The organism is Streptomyces sp. NPDC002845 (assembly GCF_053591955.1).
Map to the genome: position 1 here is coordinate 71,478 of NZ_JBSFUU010000009.1, position 16,292 is coordinate 87,769.

Below are 16,292 nucleotides of genomic sequence, written 5' to 3' on the forward strand. Positions count from 1 at the left end.
CGCGATGGGGGAGTGGGCGCCGGTGGGCAGCAGGGGAAAACCTCGACGTACTCCGGCGGGTGGCGGCGGGCGGATGCGGCTGACCCGGCGGGGCCGGATACTGGCGTGGGTCGCCGGGGCGTTCGCGGTGCTCATCCTCGGTGTGGCCGGGGTCGGCGCCTGGATCTACCAGGACCTGGACGGCAACATCAACGCGGCCGATATCGACGACAAGCTCGGCGAGAACCGCCCGGTCAACCTCAGCCCCGGCTCGAAGAACATCCTGGTCGTCGGCTCCGACAGCCGGGACGGGGCCAACGCCGAGTACGGCGGCGGGGACCTGACCACCATGCAGTCGGACACGCTGATGGTGATGCACATCCCGGCGAACCGGAAGTGGGCGAACGTGGTGTCCCTCCCGCGCGACTCGTGGGTGGAGATATCGGCGTGCGACAAGGGCGACGGCACCACCTCCGCCCCGCACCGCTTCAAGATCAATGAGGCGTTCGCGATCGGCGGCACCAGTGGCAACGTCGCGGAGGCCGCCGCCTGCGCCATCAAGACGGTCGAGGCGAACACCGGCCTGCGCATCGACCACTTCATGTCCGTCGACTTCCAGGGCTTCAAGGGCATGGTCAACGCCCTGGAGGGCATCGAGATCTGCCCCGAAGAGGCCATCCACGACAAGAAGGCCCGCCTGGACCTCGACGCGGGCTGTCAGACCGTCAGGGACGAGGAGGCGCTCGGCTACGTACGCGCCCGCTACGGCATCGGCGACAACTCCGACCTCGGACGCATCGGCCGCCAGCAGGAGTTCATGGAGTCCCTGGCCGAGAAGGCGCAGTCCAAGCTGACCAGCCCGAACGCGCTGTACGGCTTTCTGCAGTCGGCCACCAAGTCGCTGACCACGGACAAGGAACTCGCGGGCATCCAGCCGCTGTACGGCCTCGCCTCGGAACTCAAGGGCATCCCGAGCGACCGCCTGACCTTCCTCACCGTCCCCAACTATCCGCGCGAGGCCGACGTGGCCACCGACAAGGCCAATGTCGTGTGGCAGTACCCGCAGGCCGCCGACCTGTTCGCCTCCCTGGCCCGGGACAAGGAGGTCGACAAGAAGGCACTGCAGGCCGACGCCAAGGACCTGGTCTACGCCTCCTCCGTGCGCGTCCAGGTCCTCAACGGCACCGACATCACAGGCCACGCCGCCGCCGTGGCCGAACGGCTCAGCGAGGCGGGCCTCACCGTCGTCGCCACGGGCAACGCCCCGGAGCCCACTCGCACCACCGCGGTCACGTATCCGCAGGACTTGGAGAAGCAGGCGAAGGTACTGGCTTCCCGGCTGCCCGACATCCGGGCCGCCCAAGCAGCGGATGCCACCCCGGGCGTGGTGACCCTCGTCATCGGAACGGACCTCGACCTCGACAGCATCCGGTGACGAGGGCGTGCCGGGCCGATACGCCGGTGTCCTCGGCGTTCGGCAGCGTTCGGCGCACGGTGGGTCGGCTGGTCAGCCCACCTTCCGGCCCGCCATCGGTTCCGTCTCCGCCCCCGCGCCCTGCCGGAGTCCCCGCAGGAACTCGTCCAGGACCTCGACGGCAGTCCGTTCGGGGCGCCAGCCCAGTTCGGCGCGGGCACGGGTGCAGTCCATCAGGGGCATGCGCAGGACGGCGTCGAAGAGGTGCGGCGAGGCGGGGAGCAGATGCAGACCCCAGGCGGCGGCGAGCGCCGAGCGGGCGGCTGCGCGGGGCAGCCGTACCGGTCGGGCGTCGAGCAGTTCGCCCAGGACCTCCGCGTCGACGGGCGGCTCGGCGGCCAGGTTGAAGGCGCCGTGTGCGTCGCCGCGCAGGGCGAGCCGGTAGGCCTGGGCGGCGTCGTCGGTGTGCAGGGCCTGGACGCGCAGCCCGGGGATGTCGGGCAGCACCGGAAGCAGGTCGGGCCGGAGCAGAGGGCCCGGCAGGAAGCGGCCGGCGAAGATCCGCCGCTGCTCGCTCGCCGACTCCTTCTTGAAGAGGAACGCGGGGCGCATCCGGACCACCCGTACCCCGGGGTGCTCGCGCTCGAACGAGTCCAGCGCCCGTTCCAGGTAGGCCTTCTCCCGGCAGTACGCGGCGCCCGGCCACCCGTGCGTCGGCCATGACTCGTCCACCGCGCGGCCCTTGAACCCCGGCGAGTACGCCCCGACCGACGAGGCGTGCACCAGCGTGGGCACCTTCGCGGCGGCGACCGCCTCGAACACGCGGATGCCGCCGAGCACGTTGGTGCGCCAGGTCACCGCCGGGTCGTGCGTCGGCCGGAACGCCCACGCGAGATGGACGACGGCGTCCGCGCCCTCGAACTCGGTGACCAGATCCGTCCCCTCGGCCGCCAGATCCACGGCCGACCACTCCGTCCTCGCGGGCGCCCAGTCGGGAATCCGCCGGGCCAGCCCCCGTACCGATCCGACCTCGGGATCCTCCGCGAGCAGGCGCACCAGGCTGGTGCCCACGTTCCCCGTGGCGCCCGTAACAACGACCATCCTGCCTCCGGTTTCACTGCTCACCGCAGGCTCCTCTCGGTAGCTCCGTAAGGAGCGTGACGAGTACCCGGCACGCGGGGCTGCACGCACGAGACGTGCGCGGTCTCGGCCGGAGAAAAGCCCCGACCGGACGGGGGAATCCCGGTCGGGGCGTCTGTGGGGCCCGCATGGCGGTCGCCTCTCGGCGAAAGGCTCCAGGGCTTCAGTGACCTGCGTCACTGCTGACACAAAGTCTCGGAACACGTCCGGACGGAGCAGCGCCGCGTCACGCGCTCCCGACGCGTGACGGCGTCACCCGGTCCCGGGCCCACGCGAGCAGTTCGTCCGCCGTCCACGTGGTGATCACCCGCTCGGGCGGCACCCCGCACTCCTCGGCCCGAGCGCAGCCGTTGATCTGCCAGTCGAGCTGACCGGGCGCGTGCGCGTCGGTGTCGACCGAGAACAGCACGCCCGCCTCCACCGCCCTGCGCAGCAGCCGCCGAGGCGGGTCGAGCCGCTCGGGCCGGCTGTTGATCTCCAGCGCCGTCCCGGACTCGGCACACGCGGCGAACACCGCGTCCGCGTCGAACTCCGACTCGGGCCGTCCGTGCTCGTCGAGCAGCCGTCCCGTGCAGTGCCCGAGCACGTCGGTCCGCGGATTCCGTACGGCGGTGACCATCCGCCGGGTCATCGACCGAGCGTCCATCCGCAGCTTGGAGTGCACGGACGCCACCACCACGTCCACCTGCTCCAGCAGCTCCCGCTCCTGGTCGAGCGAGCCGTCGTCGAGGATGTCGCACTCGATCCCCGTGAGCAGCCGGAACGGGGCCCACCGCTCATTGAGCCCGGCCACCACCTCCAACTGCTCGCGCAACCGGTCGGCCGACAGGCCACGGGCCACCGTCAGCCGGGGGGAGTGATCGGTGAGCACCGCCCACTCGTGCCCGAGCTCCGCCGCCGTCCGCCCCATCTCCTCGATCGGGCTCCCGCCGTCCGACCAGTCGGAGTGCAGATGGCAGTCCCCGCGCAGCTGCGCCCGCAGCTCCTCACCGCCGCCCCCGGACGGCTTCTCGGCCTCCTCCTCCCTCTCCAGCTTCTCCAGATAGCCGGGCATGCGGTCGTCCAGCGCCTCGCGCACCACCTGCGCGGTCTTCGGGCCGATGCCCTTGAGCGCTTCCAGCGAACCGGTGGCCGCCCGCTTCTCGATCTCGTCCGACGGCAGCGTGCGCAGCACACCGATCGCGGTACGGAAGGCCCGTACGCGATGCGTGGGGGCCTGCGCCCGCTCCAGCAGGAACGCGATCCGGTCCAGGGCCTCGACGGGATCCATGGGGTACCTCCTGTCTCCAGCGTTGCCCATGTGCCGGGTACCCGCACGGCGGCCACGCCCTCCGCGATCTCACCCGCCCGGCCCTCGTCACGGCGCTGACCGCTCGAAGCGCTCTACGCTCGACATATGACCGAAAGCGCGAGCCCCTACATCTCCCACCCACGGATCATGGTGCTCGGGGTACAGCCGGGCACTCCGCCGTTCCGGATCGTGGAAATCGACGGTCAAATGGTCGGGGAGGCGAAAACGATGACCGACGTCCTGCGGGCCGCGGCGGCGTACGGCATCACGGTGCACGACCTCGACGACCCGGACGTGGTGCGCTGGGTCGGCGGCGACAAACTCACCTGGACCCGGCACTACTAGGGCAGGCTAGGACTTGCCCTTCGCCGGGGCCTTCCGGCGGACGATGCGCGGGCGCCGGCCCTTGGCGCCGTCGCGTCGCGGTTCGGGCTGCTTGCGTGGATGCACCGCCCGGCCCAGCCACCGGCCCACGAGCACATAGCCGAGCAGCGCGCCCCCGGTGTTCAGGATGACGTCGTCGATGTCGAAGGCGCGCCCGGTCACCACCGCCCCCTGCACCAGTTCGACCAGGAGCATGACGAGGGCGGTCAGCACCAGGACGCGCAGCGCCCCGCGGGCCCCGGGCGCCAGGACGGGCAGCAGCACCCCGAAGGGCACTCCGAGCAGGATGTTCCCGCCGATCTGCTTGACCGTGTCGCGCAGCGCGGGCTGGTTCAGGTAGGCCTCCAGGGAGTCGCCGGGCCGCAGATTGCTGTGCGTCAGCGCCTCCGAGGCCGGGGACGGCCGCAGGGTGAGACTGGCCAGCACGGCGGCGAAGGCCACCATGGCGGCGAAGGCCAGCAGCATCAGCAGGAGACGCAGGGGGAACGGGAGCGGCCGCCGGGCGGGCGCGGCCGACGCGGGCTTGCGGCCCGGTTTCGCTGTACGGGAGCGTGACGTGGTGCGGGCCATCAAAACCCTCCCAGCTTCAACTTCCCTTTGTCCCAAGGTGGTTACCCGCGCGGAGGGCTTCAAAGCCTCGGCGCACACAGTCCGGCCCGGGTGCGCCGAGGCGACCGCGGTGACGCTCAGGTCTCGCCGCCGTACGTCACCTTCACCTCCTCGAAGCCCAGGGAGTGCAGGAGGCCCTCCAGCATGTCGGTGGTGTTGGACTCGGCGCGGGCGGTGAGCCGGCTCTCCTTCGCCGCGGTGCCGATGTGCTGTGAGGCGAGTTTCTGGACGGCCTGTTCACTGTTGGGGTTGTCCGAGAAGAGGTCGCCGAGGCGGTCCAGGAGGCCGCGTTGCTTGGAGACGGCGTAGGAGCGCTCGGGGTCGAGGGCCGGTTTGCCGAGGGCCGCATGCGGGAGGTTGAGCGTGGCCGAGGTGCGGTCCTCGTTGACCGTCACGTCGTTCTCGCCCACCTGGCCCAGGTCGACGTAGGCGTCGACGGTGCCGGCGCCCACGTACAGCGTGCGGGTGCCGCGGATCGCGTCCGGCAGGTACTTGGCGTCCTTCTCCAGATCCACGACCACCTGGAAGTTGCCCGTGGCGGCGTCGTAACGGCTGATGTCCTGGATGGACTTGAGGAGTGCGGGGCCCGAGCGGTCCTGGGTCTGTGTGCCGAAGATGTCCTTGATGCTCCCGAAGACGAGCAGCCTCAGTGCGGCGAGAGCGACCACGAGGAGTACGACGAGGACAGTGAGGAGCTTCACCCAGCCCGGCAGGCGACGTGCGCGTGTGATGGACGTCGTCATGTCGACGGCCCTCCTTCCTGTTTCAACAAGTGCCCCTCAAATGGCTTGACAGAACGCCCAGTTGGGAGATTGGGACGAGAACCGGCCCAGCTGGACCGTTCACGGCCTGTTCGGCGGGCTCCCGAGCGAATAGACAGGAAGGAGCGGAGCAGCGTTCGGCAGTACCCATGACAGGGGAGGGGTCACAGCGGCGAAGGAGAAGTCCGAGCGGACCAAGCCGGATGTGAACATCGGGATCACCGGTCATATCGACCACGGGGAGACGACGCTCACGGCGGCGATGACGAAGGTGTAGGTTTCCCGACCTGAACCGTTCCTAATCAGTGAGCAGGAGTGAGTCTTGGACCCACGTCCTGGCACTGTGCGCATCCCGAACGGTTTTGGATGCACTGGTCCCCCGCGTTCTCTGATCAGTCTCGGTCCGGCGACGTGCATCGTGTGCACGCTCCGTGACGGGTGGGCGGGTTTCCTCACGTCCCCGTGCGCCCGGTCCGGCCTGGGCGGTCCGATGCCCACGACGATCGCTCTGGTCGTCGTGGGGCGGTGCCGTCCGTCGCCGGATCGGGTGCCCGAGGGCGCGTCGCCCGATCGCGATGCTCGCGGCATCGTGACGGGACATCTTGCGAGTGTTGCTGGTCAGGGGCTTGCGCCAGTGCTCATCGCCCCACATCGACGTGTACGCCGGATCGACCGCGACGATCGCGAGGTCCTGCTCGGCGGCCATCGAGATGAGCCGGGCTTTGAGCTTGCCGGTGGGGATGCCGGAGATGAGCTGCCGGAACCTTTTGCGGCGGCCGTGTTTCTCGCGGGTCTTCTCCTGCGTGAAGTCCAGGTCTTCGATACCGATGGCTGTCACACCGCAGCGCTTGGTCCAGTGCAAGAGCTGGGTGATGGCGTGCCGGACCTGTGCGTCCCGGTGGCTGGCGGTGCCGGTGAGGTCGTAGGAGAACCGCTTGGGCTCGCCGACCGGGTTGCCGTTCCGATCGAGCCGGTAGGCGGCGAAGTGGTCGGCGTTGGTGTCCACGCCGATCATGCCGTTCGCGCGGGCCGTCTGAAGCGGAACCGTCTTCACGACGGGGCGCTGCCAGGACGCGGTGAGGTACCAGCGGTCACGGGCGACGTCGTAGTGGATGCGGTAGGCCACGGCCCGGTTGCCCTCGATACGGTCGGCCCACTCCTGGCCCCGGTGCGCGAATGCCACTTTCGAGGTCAGGGCGTACCGGCCGTATGGGGCGTTCGCGTGGTGCGCGAGCGGTGCGGGCAGCTTGACGGATACCTCACCGTCGGGGGTAACGCGGATCGTCTCGTTCCCGAAGCGTTTGCCGGACTCGCCGTCGGCGGCCAGGAACCAGCGCTCCGCCTCCCACCGCTTGCGCCACTCGGCCTCGGTGAGCTGAGCGTCGGCGAGGTGGTGGCGGGTGTTCATCAGTTTCCGGCCGCCACGCACGACACGGACCCGTCCGTCCTCACGGTCGGACCGCTCCTGTTCCAGGCGGCCTTCCAGTGTGGCCAGACGCCGGGACTTGCGGAACCATTCGTTCTTCGAGCGGTATCCGCCCGGTGCCTTCCTGGTGCCCTTCTCGCCGATCGGCTGTGACAGCCTGTGTATCAGGGTCCGGACACCGGCTTCGAGGTTCTGGATGTGCGCGAGCTGGCATCGCCGCGACAGGGCCCACTGGTCGTGGGTGGATTTGGTGATACTGCCTGCCCAGCGCGAGGAGGACTCGGCGGTCAGGCCCTGCTTGCGGGCCGCCCACGTCTGGCTGGAGTGCTCCAGGCCGTCCGCGCATCGTGCCTTCAGGTCCCGGGAGGCCAGAGATCCCAGGTGTTCACCGACGAGGCGCAGCACCTTCTCGTCTTCGGCGGTCAGGTACTTGAGGCGGTCGCGGATAGCGACACCGGACGGACCGAGCGCGACGAACGGCGCCTCGATGGTGCGCAACTGCTTCCCGGGTTCAGCCACGCTCGGCCGCCTCAAGAGCCTTGCGTGCCCGCATCTTCGCCGTTCGGCGGCCGTACAGGCGGGCACAGAACGAGGTCAGCACCTCAATCATGTCCCGCACGAGATCGTCTTCGTCCTCGCCGTCGTCGAGGACGACGAGCCGGCGCCCGGCGGCTTCGAGAGCGGCTTCGACCAGTTCGGTGTTCATCCGCCCGAGCCGGTCACGGTGCTCTACGACGACGGTGGTCACCTTCGCATCGGCCAGCAGACGACGGGCCTTGGTCCGGCCGCCGTTCATGCCCGAGGCAATCTCCGATTCGACACGCACCACCTTGTGCCCGGCCTTCGCCGCCCACTCCGAGAGCCGGGTGATCTGGCGTTCCAGGTCGGCCTTTTGGTTGTGGGAGGAAACGCGGGCATACAGACCCACACCGCCAGTCACAGACGGTGAGGAATTCACCTCGATGTTCACCAGGATCGTGCGCGGCCCGACTCGCTCAGCAGGTACCGGCAGTGTGCCCTCACGGAACCACCGATAGGCGGTATGCGGGTGCACACCGTTCGCCATCGCCCATTCCTTGAGGTTCATGCGGCGATCATAACACCCACTCAGAGGCCCTAATGCACACTAAAGTTGACTCAATCCCGAGCAGTTCAGTACCCCTTCGCGCCGTTCGACCAGATCGACAGGGCGCCCGAGGAGCGGCAGCGCGGCATCACGATCTCGATCGCGCATGTCGAGTACCAGACCGAGAACCGGCACTACGCGCATGTCGACTGGCCGGGGCACGCGGACTACATCAACAACACGGAGATGTTCCGCAAGCTCCTCGACGAGGGCCGGGCGGGCGAGAACGTCGGGCTGCTGCTGCGGGGCGTCAAGCGCGGTCGACGTCGAGCGCGGGCAGGTCGTCATCAAGCCCGGTTCGGTGACCCCGCACACGGTCTTCGAGGCGCGGGCGTACATCCTGTCGAAGGACGAGGGCGGCCGGCACACGCCGTTCTTCGACAACTACCGGCCGCAGTTCTACTTCCGGACAACCGATGTGACGGGCGTGGTGACCCTGCCCAAGGGCACCGAGATGGTCATGCCGGGGGACAACACCACCATGCGTGTGGAGCTGATCCAGCCGATCGCGATGGAGGAGGGCCTGAAGTTCGCCATCCGCGAGGGCGGCCGCACGGTCGGCGCGGGCCAGGTCATCAAGATCGTCAAGTAGGGACCCGTCATCGAGCGGGGACCGTCACAGGGACCCCGACGTGGCCTCCGGGCGGCTCAGCGCCTCCTCCAGCGACGCCGACGGCGGCAGGTGGTGGGCGAGGCCGCTCACATGGAGGATGCGCAGGGTGAGGTCCTGTGTGCACAGCAGGTGCAGGCGTCCGCCCCGGGCGAGGATCCGGTGCCGGGCCCGGAACAGCAGGCGCAGTCCGGAGCAGTCGAAGAACTCGACGGGCCGCAGGTCGATCACGATCTGCGGCTCGGGGCGCCCGGTCACGGAGTCCAGGTACGGGATGATCTCCAGTGCCGCGATGATGTCGATCTCGCCGTGGAACTCCAGCACGGTCTGTCCGCGCTCCTGGCGGACCCGCAGATGCCGGGTCAGCGGTGCGGGGTCGTGCGACACGACGACATCGCCTCCAACCGGCTCCTCAGTGGCGGGGTTCAGGGTCACCGGGGGCCGGGGTGACGACGTCTCGCGAGCGTAGACGGTGCACCGGGGCCCCTGTGACGGCAAAACCATTCCTCGCCCAGCAAGTTACCCTCGTTGGAGTGAATTTCAGCATGTTCGATTGACATATGTCTTTGATTTAACGCGAGGCGTGTCCGACACGTTGCGTGCCGTTTCCGCGACGGGGCGTACGCCCGGCGCTAGGACAGTGCCTGCCAGGCTTTGGACAGGGTCTGCCGGAACTGGTCGGCCTGGCGGGCGGTGAGGTCCCGGAGCATGCGTTCCTCCAGCTCCCGCATGGGCTCCGCGTAGCTCGCCAGCAGTTCGCGTCCCGCGTCGGTCAGCAGGATCAGCAGCTCCCGGCGGTTGTGCGGATTGCGCTCCCGCCGTACGAGCCCACGGCTCTCCAGGCTCCGTACGAGATCCGCGATGGACTGGGCGGTGACGAACGAGTCGCGCGCGAGCTGGGCGGCGGAGAGTCCGTCGTGCCGCTCCAGGACGGTGAGCGAGGTGTACTGCAGGGCTGTGATGCCGGCCGGTTTCACCAGGTCGTCCAGGTGTGAGCGGACAACGAGCTCGACCTGCTTGATCATGTAGAGGAGCGAGGGAGCTGCCTTGGTGCCGACCATGGGTTCAGCCTAAGGCATTGACAGGAAACCTGTCTGTAAAGAGACTGCGAACCAACAGGAATCCTGTTTGTTGAAATCTTGGCGATCAAGGCTGGGGAGTGGGCAATGACGACCACCTTCGAAAGCGGGCCCGGGCAGCTGTTCATCGGTGGACAGTGGCGCGAGGCGGCCGACGGAGCACGGACGGATGTGATCGACCCGTCCACGGGTCAGGTGGTCACGACGGTCGCGGAGGCGGGCGCGGTCGACGTCGACGCCGCCGTACAGGCCGCCCGGGACGCCTTCGACAACAGCGGCTGGGCCACACTGAGCGGCCGTGAGCGGGGCCGTGTGCTGCACCGGGTCGCCGAGCTGATCCGGGAGAACGCCGACGAGATCGCGGCCCTGGAGAGCCTCGACGTCGGCAAGCCGATCTCGCTGTGCAGTGCCGTCGACGTGACGACCGCGGCCAATGACTACGAGTACTACGCCTCCCTCGCCTGGAGCCTGCACGGCGCGCTCCGCGACACCCCGCTCAACGCCCACGCCTACACCCGGCGCGGCCCGCTCGGCGTGGTCGCCGCGATCACCCCCTTCAACTTCCCGCTGATCCTGGCCGGTTCGAAGATCGCCCCGGCGCTGGCGGCCGGCAACGCCGTGGTGCACAAGCCCGCCGAGGAGACCCCGCTCAGCGCCCTCTACATGGCCGGCCTGCTGAAGGAGGCCGGTGTCCCGGACGGCGTCTACAACGTCGTCACCGGCACGGGCCCGGTCGCCGGCGAGGCTCTGCTGAGGAACCCCGGCATCGACAAGGTCTCCTTCACCGGGTCCACCGCCGTCGGCCGCCATGCCGCGGGCGTCGCGGGCGGGGCCCTCAAGCCGGTCACCATGGAGCTGGGCGGAAACGCCGCGCACATCGTCTTCGACGACGCCGACGTCGAGAAGGCCATCGGCGCGGTCATCAAGGCCTTCGTCTTCAACACCGGCCAGTTCTGCATGGGCGGCCCCCGCCTGCTCGTCGCGCGCCCGGTGTACGACACCGTGGTCGGCATCCTCGCGGAGGCCGTGCCCGGCGTTCCGGTCGGCGACCCCCGGCAGCCCGAGACTGTCGTCGGACCGATGGCGGGGGAGAAGCACCTGCGCAAGGTCGAGGAGTACGTGGCCCTGGCCCGCAAGGAGGGCGGGCGCATCGTCTGCGGTGGCGAGCGCCTCGATCTGGGCGGCGGCTACTACTACAAGCCCACGGTGATCGCGGACCTGCCCAACGACTCCCGTGTCGTCCAGGAGGAGATCTTCGGCCCGGTCCTCACCGTGCAGCCCTTCGACTCCGAGGACGAAGCCGTCGCGATGGCCAACTCCACGCCGTACGGCCTGGCTTCGGGCCTGCAGACCACCAACCTGGCCCGCGCGCACCGCGTCGCCGACCGGCTCCAGGCGGGCATCGTCTGGATCAACGACTGGGCGATGCTCGACCCCGCCGTCCCCTTCGGCGGCGTGAAGGACTCCGGTTACGGCCGCGAGTACGGGCCGGAGGCCCTCGCCGGCTACACCAAGATCAAGTCAGTCGTCATCTCGCTCGACTGAGCGGCCCCAAAGGAGTGCATGAGATGTCCACGTCCACACGTGCCGCCGTGGTCGAGTCCGGCGGAGCGCCGTTCACCCTCTCCGAGGTCGTCCTCGACGAGCCCGGCCCGAACGAGGCCCTCGTCCGCATGGTCGCCACCGGCCTGTGCCACACCGACCTCGGCGTTGCCGGCGGCGGCCTGCCCTTCCCGTTGCCCGGAGTTCTGGGCCACGAGGGGGCCGGTGTCGTCGAGGCCGTCGGGCCGGCCGTCACGGGTGTGGCCCCCGGCGACCACGTCGTGCTGTCCTTCACCTCCTGCGGCGGCTGCCGCAACTGCCGTGACGGGCACCCCGCGTACTGCGCCGCCTGGCTGCCGCTGAACCTGCTCAGCGGCCGCCGTGCCGACGGCACCAGCACCATCAGCCGCGACGGTGAATCCCTCGGCGGCCACTTCTTCGGCCAGTCCTCGTTCGCCGAGCGGGCCCTTGTCGACGAGCGCAGCCTCGTCAAGGTCGACCCGGACGTACCGCTGGACTCCATCGCCCCGCTCGGCTGCGGGGTGCAGACCGGTGTCGGTGCCGTATGGAACGTCCTGGAGCCGCGCTCGGGCGACACCCTCGTCGTGCTCGGTGCCGGAGCCGTCGGCCTCTCCGCGGTGATGGCCGCGGCCCTGACCCCCGCCACCAAGGTCATCGCCGTCGACAGGGTCGCCGAACGCCTGGAGCTGGCCAAGGAGCTGGGGGCCACCCACACCATCAACGGCAACGAGGTCGAGGACATCACCGCGGCCGTCATGGAGCTGACGGGCGGCCAGGGCGCCGACGGTGTGGTCGAGACGACCGGCAGCGTCTTCGTGCTCCGCAAGGGCGTCGACGCGCTCGCCCTGCGCGGCACCCTGGTCATCGTCGGCGCTCCGCCGTTCGGCACCGAGGTCTCCCTCGACGTCAACGGCATGCTCGGCGGCAAGCGGGTCGTCGGCCTCACCCTCGGTGACAACGAGACCCAGACCGCCATCCCGGTCCTCGTCGAGCTGGTCAAGGCGGGCAAGCTCCCGCTCGACCGGCTGATCAGCCGCTACAAGTTCGAGGACATCGACCAGGCCGTGGCCGACATGCACGGCGGCAAGTCCGTCAAGCCCGTGCTGATGTTCTGACCGGGAGCCATCCTCCTCCATGCTGCCGGTGGCCGTTGTTGGGCCACCGGCAGCGAACGTTCGCCACCCCTGCCGCGTCGGAGGAGGGACACAGCGGCAGGTGAACAGGGGTGGGCATGCGGAAGGCGTTCGTGACGACGACGGTCCTGGTGGCCGTGACGGCGGGGGGATGCGGCACCGGGAGCGGTGAGGGCGTCGTGGCCGAGGGCACGCCCCCGGCCACGCCGTACAGCGGCCCTCTGTATGTCCCGCACCAGAACGTGGACGAGGACGGCATCCGGGCGATCCGGATCGAGTCGGGCGCGGCGGGGCGGGCGCTGGAGTGCGACGGCGACATCTACTCGGGCGGCGGACCCGGCGCATGGAGCGGAGGCGACGGCGGCGGGACCCCCGAGGAGGGGCTGGAGGCGTACTTCGACATCGAGCAGCCCGGCGTTCCACGGGACGGCTACCGCGTGGAGCGCGAGGAAAAGGACCGGGTCCTCTTCTCGTACGATGTCGACGGCCGGACCAAGGTCGCCGTGATCGTCGCCAAGGACCAGCAGAACAGACCCGGCTGGGGCCCCGAGACCAGCGCCTCCTGCGACCCGGCCGAACTCCCGGCGAGCTACACCGACTCCCTGCCGGACGAGATCTGGACCGACGAGAACGGCGACCGCGTACCGGCCACCGAGGTGAGCAGTTCCCGGGGCGCGGCCCACTGCGACTGGCAGAAGGCCCACTTCCTGGAGCTGGGCCGGGACGCCGACCGCAGGCTCTACGCCCGCGATCCGGACCGGGTGCTGCCCGACATGATGCTCACGTCCGCGTACGACGGGGATGTGCCCATGCCCAAGGGCGCGCGGGACACCGGATACCGCCTGAACGACTGGGAGTTGTGGCGCACGGACGACGCGTCGAAGGTGTACGTCCGCACCTCCGGCGGGGTGGAGGCGTGGCCCGCGGTGAAGAAGGGGATGGCCTGCGCCTGAAGCGGACCGCCGTCACCGGCTCCGGTGCAGGGCCACGAGCAACTGCCAGGAATGGTGGGCCATTTCGTCCGACGTCGCGTCGATCAGGCCGTGCAGCCAGTCCGCGAGGACGCCCGCGAAGGTCGCGGCCACGGCGGAGGCGATCAAGGGGGCGTCCGCGCCGCCGGCGCGCTCGCGTGCGGTGAGGCTGTAAGCCCGCAGGTCCCGGTGCAGGACATGGCCGAGCGGGCCACCGCCCCCCGGACTCAGCAGCGTGCGGTACAAGGCGGCGTGCGGGGTGAGACCGGCGAAGAACGCGACCAGCGCGGGTGGCGCGTGCACCGGATCGGGGCGAAGGCCCTGCCACGCGTGCAGGGCGTCCACGGCCTCCCGTACGACATCGGCGCAGGCGTCCACCGCCAGCGCCTCCAGGTCCGCGTAGTGCACGTAGAACGTGGCCCGCCCCACGCCCGCCCGGCGGACCAGCGCGGCGACACTGACCTCCGCCAGCGGGCGCCGGGCGCACTCGTCGAGGAGGGCCTGCCGCAGCCTGGCCCGGGTGCGGGCGGCCCGGGGGTCCTCCACCGTCACCCGGCGACGAGCACGGCGGCCAGCGCGAGGGCGCCGGGGAGCGCCTGGGCCACCAGGATGCGGCGGTTCGCGGTCGCGGCGCCGTACACCCCGGCGACGATCACGCACACCAGGAAGAACACCTGCGCGCGGAACCCGGTCGGATCACCGGCGACCAGACCCCAGACCAGGCCCGCCGCCAGGAAGCCGTTGTAGAGCCCCTGGTTCGCGGCCATCTTCGCGGTCGCCCCGGCCATCTCCGGGTCGTACCCGTGGAACCTGAGACCGGGCTTCTTCTCCCACAGGAACATCTCCATCACCAGGATGTACGCATGCTCGGCGGCCACCAGCCCCACCAGCACGTTCGCCAGGATCTCCATCGTCGCCGTACTCCGTCGGTCGCTCGTTCAGTTCTTGGACAGGTGTCCACTATAACTGGACAGGTGTCCAGGAATGGAGATGGGGGGCGCGATGGTGGGTACGGAGCCGAGAACCCTTCCCTCCGCCTCACCTGCCCCATACGTGTCCTTGGCCACGGGTTGCCGTACCGTCGCGGCGGGTAGCGATCCAGCGGTTTTTGATGGTCGGCAGGGGGAGTTGACGTGTCGGGCAGCCTCGCGCCCAGTGAATGGAACGACAGCGAGCAGGGCATGTGGGCCGCGTTCCGCAGGGGCGAGTGGTACGCCGACGGGGGTGAGATCCGGGCGTCCGCCGTACGGGAGCTGCTGCTCGCCCCGCCGCGGGCCGAGCCCGGCCACCCGGCCCGGCTGCGGCTGCGAGAGGTGCGCATCAGCGGGCGGCTCGACCTGTCCGAGGCGGACGTCGCGGGCACCCTGCGCCTGCACGGCTGCCGCTTCGAGCAGGCGCCGCACCTCGACGGGGCCACCCTGGGCGCCTGGGAGATGCGTGACTGCGAGCTGCCCGGACTGTCGGCGGCGGGCGTGACCATCGGCTGGAAGTGCGAGCTGACCGGCTGCCGGGTGGAAGGCCCCCTCGACCTCCACGGGGCGTCGATCGGCGGTAGCCTCCGCCTGGCCGACAGCCGGCTGTCGGGCGGCGCCGACCTGCGGGACAGCTCGGTGGGCGGCAGCGTCGGCCTCCAGCGCGCCCAACTGATCAACCCGGAGGGGACCGCCCTCCAGGCCAACCGGATGCACATCGTCGGAGACCTCGACTGCCAGGGCGGACTCGTCGCCGAGGGCACCTTCGACATCTGCGACGCCCGGGTGGGCGGCGGGGTGCACCTCGAAGGGGCCTCGCTCAGCTGCGCGCACGGACCGGCGATGCGCGCCCATGGCGCCGACGTGGGCGCCCAGTTCAACTGCTGCGACGGCTTCGTCGCGCGCGGCAGGCTCTCGATGAGCAGCCTGACGATACGCAGCCGCCTCAGCTTCAGCGACGGCCGCATCGACGTACCGGCCGGGCGGCCCGCACTCGTCAGCCGCCGCTCCACCGCCTCCGAAATCGACCTGCGGTTCCGCGAGCCGGTACGGGGCACCGTGGCCCTCAGCCACGCCCGCGTGACCGTGCTCTGCGGCACCCCGGACACCTGGCCGACGGCGATACGACTGGACGGCGTCGTCTACGACAGCTTCCTGCCCCAACTCCCCGCCGTACAACGCCTCCCGCTGCTCGCCCGCGACCCCGAGGGCTTCACCCCGCAGCCGTACGAGCAGCTCGCGACCTCCTACCGGCAGCACGGACGCGACGCCGACGCCCGCACCGTGCTCCTCGCCAAGCAGCGCCGGCTGCGCGCCACCCTGCCGTGGCCGGGCCGGGTGTGGAGCAGGCTGCAGGACCTCATGGTCGGGTACGGCTACCAGCCGATGCGGGCCGTGTGGTGGCTCGTCGCGATCATGCTGAGCGGCACGCTGCTGTTCACCCTGTGGCCGCCCGAGGCCCTCGAACCGGACAAGGCGCCCGAGTTCCGGTCCGCCATCTACACCTTCGACCTCCTGCTGCCACTGGTCGACTTCGGTCAGGAGCGGGCGTTCAGCCCCCGAGGCGGCCTCCAGTGGGCGTCCGTCCTCTTCGTCTGCCTGGGCTGGCTGCTGGCCACGACCGCGGCGGCGGGGGCGAACCGGACGCTGCGCAGGGACTGACACCTGGCGCGTGTTTGCACATGCGGAGACGGAGCGATTGATCATTTAGGCCGACAACCTTATAAGCTCGCCTGTGACGCCGTGAGTTGACGCGATCGCGCAGGTCGGCTCTTGGTGCGTACTCATGAGTGCGGTCCCCTTGCACGCTCCCTTGTTCGCCCGCGTTTGCCTCG

At 70.0% G+C, this 16,292-nt stretch carries 16 protein-coding genes and 1 pseudogene; 7 read left to right on the top strand and 10 right to left on the bottom strand.

Annotated elements, in window-relative coordinates; translation table 11 throughout:
* Positions 1–73 precede the first annotated feature (73 nt).
* Positions 74–1,414 carry an LCP family protein gene (locus tag ACWD3C_RS08750; protein ID WP_451141573.1) on the top strand — a complete coding sequence of 447 codons (1,341 nt, stop codon included), beginning with the start codon at positions 74–76 and terminating at the stop codon, positions 1,412–1,414.
* Between the two features lie 72 nt (positions 1,415–1,486).
* Here ACWD3C_RS08750 and ACWD3C_RS08755 read toward each other — a convergent pair whose 3' ends face one another.
* Positions 1,487–2,518 carry an SDR family oxidoreductase gene (locus ACWD3C_RS08755; protein WP_451141575.1) on the bottom strand — a complete coding sequence of 344 codons (1,032 nt, stop codon included), beginning with the start codon at positions 2,516–2,518 and terminating at the stop codon, positions 1,487–1,489.
* 241 nt (positions 2,519–2,759) lie between these two features.
* Positions 2,760–3,803: a PHP domain-containing protein gene (locus tag ACWD3C_RS08760; protein WP_451141577.1), complete on the bottom strand. Its 1,044-nt coding sequence runs from the start codon at positions 3,801–3,803 to the stop codon at positions 2,760–2,762.
* Between the two features lie 126 nt (positions 3,804–3,929).
* Here ACWD3C_RS08760 and ACWD3C_RS08765 point away from each other — a divergent pair, with 126 nt between their 5' ends.
* Positions 3,930–4,169 carry a hypothetical protein gene (locus tag ACWD3C_RS08765; RefSeq protein ID WP_451141579.1) on the top strand — a complete coding sequence of 80 codons (240 nt, stop codon included), beginning with the start codon at positions 3,930–3,932 and terminating at the stop codon, positions 4,167–4,169.
* 6 nt (positions 4,170–4,175) lie between these two features.
* Here ACWD3C_RS08765 and ACWD3C_RS08770 read toward each other — a convergent pair whose 3' ends face one another.
* The 4 genes from ACWD3C_RS08770 to ACWD3C_RS08785 all read right to left on the bottom strand — a co-directional run bounded on the left by ACWD3C_RS08770 (position 4,176) and on the right by ACWD3C_RS08785 (position 8,091).
* Positions 4,176–4,778, bottom strand: a complete 603-nt coding sequence (locus ACWD3C_RS08770) for a VanZ family protein (protein ID WP_451141581.1) — start codon at positions 4,776–4,778, stop codon at positions 4,176–4,178.
* A 116-nt stretch (positions 4,779–4,894) separates the two neighbouring features.
* Positions 4,895–5,560, bottom strand: coding sequence for a DUF4230 domain-containing protein (locus ACWD3C_RS08775; protein WP_451141583.1), 666 nt, complete (start codon positions 5,558–5,560; stop codon positions 4,895–4,897).
* 316 nt (positions 5,561–5,876) lie between these two features.
* Positions 5,877–7,523 (bottom strand): IS200/IS605 family accessory protein TnpB-related protein, encoded by a 1,647-nt coding sequence (locus tag ACWD3C_RS08780; protein ID WP_451141585.1) that lies wholly within the window; start codon positions 7,521–7,523, stop codon positions 5,877–5,879.
* Complete coding sequence (locus ACWD3C_RS08785) at positions 7,516–8,091, bottom strand: IS607 family transposase (RefSeq protein WP_451141587.1); 576 nt, start codon at positions 8,089–8,091, stop codon at positions 7,516–7,518. The genes ACWD3C_RS08780 and ACWD3C_RS08785 overlap by 8 nt, the downstream gene beginning before the upstream one ends.
* Before the next feature lie 84 nt (positions 8,092–8,175).
* Between ACWD3C_RS08785 and ACWD3C_RS08790 the strand changes: the two are divergent.
* Positions 8,176–8,722: pseudogene (locus tag ACWD3C_RS08790) on the top strand (EF-Tu C-terminal domain-related protein); the annotation flags it as partial.
* 24 nt (positions 8,723–8,746) lie between these two features.
* On the opposite strand, the gene ACWD3C_RS08795 reads toward ACWD3C_RS08790, so the two are convergent.
* Positions 8,747–9,175 carry an anti-sigma factor antagonist gene (locus ACWD3C_RS08795; RefSeq protein WP_451141589.1) on the bottom strand — a complete coding sequence of 143 codons (429 nt, stop codon included), beginning with the start codon at positions 9,173–9,175 and terminating at the stop codon, positions 8,747–8,749.
* A 197-nt stretch (positions 9,176–9,372) separates the two neighbouring features.
* Positions 9,373–9,801 (bottom strand): MarR family winged helix-turn-helix transcriptional regulator, encoded by a 429-nt coding sequence (locus ACWD3C_RS08800; RefSeq protein WP_451141591.1) that lies wholly within the window; start codon positions 9,799–9,801, stop codon positions 9,373–9,375.
* Positions 9,802–9,906: 105 nt separating this feature from the next.
* Between ACWD3C_RS08800 and ACWD3C_RS08805 the strand changes: the two genes are divergently transcribed.
* The 3 genes from ACWD3C_RS08805 (at position 9,907) to ACWD3C_RS08815 (ending at position 13,468) form a co-directional block, all read left to right on the top strand.
* Positions 9,907–11,364 (top strand): aldehyde dehydrogenase family protein, encoded by a 1,458-nt coding sequence (locus ACWD3C_RS08805; protein WP_451141593.1) that lies wholly within the window; start codon positions 9,907–9,909, stop codon positions 11,362–11,364.
* Between the two features lie 23 nt (positions 11,365–11,387).
* Positions 11,388–12,497 (top strand): NAD(P)-dependent alcohol dehydrogenase, encoded by a 1,110-nt coding sequence (locus ACWD3C_RS08810; protein ID WP_451141595.1) that lies wholly within the window; start codon positions 11,388–11,390, stop codon positions 12,495–12,497.
* Positions 12,498–12,613: 116 nt separating this feature from the next.
* A complete protein-coding gene (locus ACWD3C_RS08815) occupies positions 12,614–13,468 on the top strand; it encodes a hypothetical protein (protein ID WP_451141597.1) in 855 nt (284 codons plus the stop codon).
* Between the two features lie 12 nt (positions 13,469–13,480).
* Here ACWD3C_RS08815 and ACWD3C_RS08820 read toward each other — a convergent pair whose 3' ends face one another.
* Both ACWD3C_RS08820 and ACWD3C_RS08825 read right to left on the bottom strand, forming a co-directional pair.
* Positions 13,481–14,038, bottom strand: coding sequence for a TetR/AcrR family transcriptional regulator (locus ACWD3C_RS08820; RefSeq protein ID WP_451141599.1), 558 nt, complete (start codon positions 14,036–14,038; stop codon positions 13,481–13,483).
* Positions 14,035–14,397 (bottom strand): DUF1304 domain-containing protein, encoded by a 363-nt coding sequence (locus ACWD3C_RS08825; RefSeq protein ID WP_451141601.1) that lies wholly within the window; start codon positions 14,395–14,397, stop codon positions 14,035–14,037. The genes ACWD3C_RS08820 and ACWD3C_RS08825 overlap by 4 nt, the downstream gene beginning before the upstream one ends.
* 222 nt (positions 14,398–14,619) lie before the next feature.
* Here ACWD3C_RS08825 and ACWD3C_RS08830 point away from each other — a divergent pair, with 222 nt between their 5' ends.
* The gene (locus tag ACWD3C_RS08830) at positions 14,620–16,119 is read left to right on the top strand and encodes a membrane-associated oxidoreductase (protein WP_451141603.1); all 1,500 of its coding nucleotides are present in this window, start codon (positions 14,620–14,622) and stop codon (positions 16,117–16,119) included.
* Positions 16,120–16,292 lie beyond the last annotated feature (173 nt).

Excerpts from the sequence above, each read along its gene's own strand:
- ACWD3C_RS08775 (WP_451141583.1), bottom strand. The coding sequence starts at position 5,560 with ATGACGACGTCCATCACACGCGCACGTCGCCTGCCGGGCTGGGTGAAG.
- ACWD3C_RS08760 (WP_451141577.1), bottom strand. The coding sequence starts at position 3,803 with ATGGATCCCGTCGAGGCCCTGGACCGGATCGCGTTCCTGCTGGAGCGG.
- ACWD3C_RS08810 (WP_451141595.1), top strand. The coding sequence starts at position 11,388 with ATGTCCACGTCCACACGTGCCGCCGTGGTCGAGTCCGGCGGAGCGCCG.
- ACWD3C_RS08815 (WP_451141597.1), top strand. The coding sequence starts at position 12,614 with ATGCGGAAGGCGTTCGTGACGACGACGGTCCTGGTGGCCGTGACGGCG.
- ACWD3C_RS08825 (WP_451141601.1), bottom strand. The coding sequence starts at position 14,397 with ATGGAGATCCTGGCGAACGTGCTGGTGGGGCTGGTGGCCGCCGAGCAT.
- ACWD3C_RS08770 (WP_451141581.1), bottom strand. The coding sequence starts at position 4,778 with ATGGCCCGCACCACGTCACGCTCCCGTACAGCGAAACCGGGCCGCAAG.
- ACWD3C_RS08800 (WP_451141591.1), bottom strand. The coding sequence starts at position 9,801 with ATGGTCGGCACCAAGGCAGCTCCCTCGCTCCTCTACATGATCAAGCAG.
- ACWD3C_RS08750 (WP_451141573.1), top strand. The coding sequence starts at position 74 with ATGCGGCTGACCCGGCGGGGCCGGATACTGGCGTGGGTCGCCGGGGCG.
- ACWD3C_RS08785 (WP_451141587.1), bottom strand. The coding sequence starts at position 8,091 with ATGAACCTCAAGGAATGGGCGATGGCGAACGGTGTGCACCCGCATACC.
- ACWD3C_RS08805 (WP_451141593.1), top strand. The coding sequence starts at position 9,907 with ATGACGACCACCTTCGAAAGCGGGCCCGGGCAGCTGTTCATCGGTGGA.
- ACWD3C_RS08765 (WP_451141579.1), top strand. The coding sequence starts at position 3,930 with ATGACCGAAAGCGCGAGCCCCTACATCTCCCACCCACGGATCATGGTG.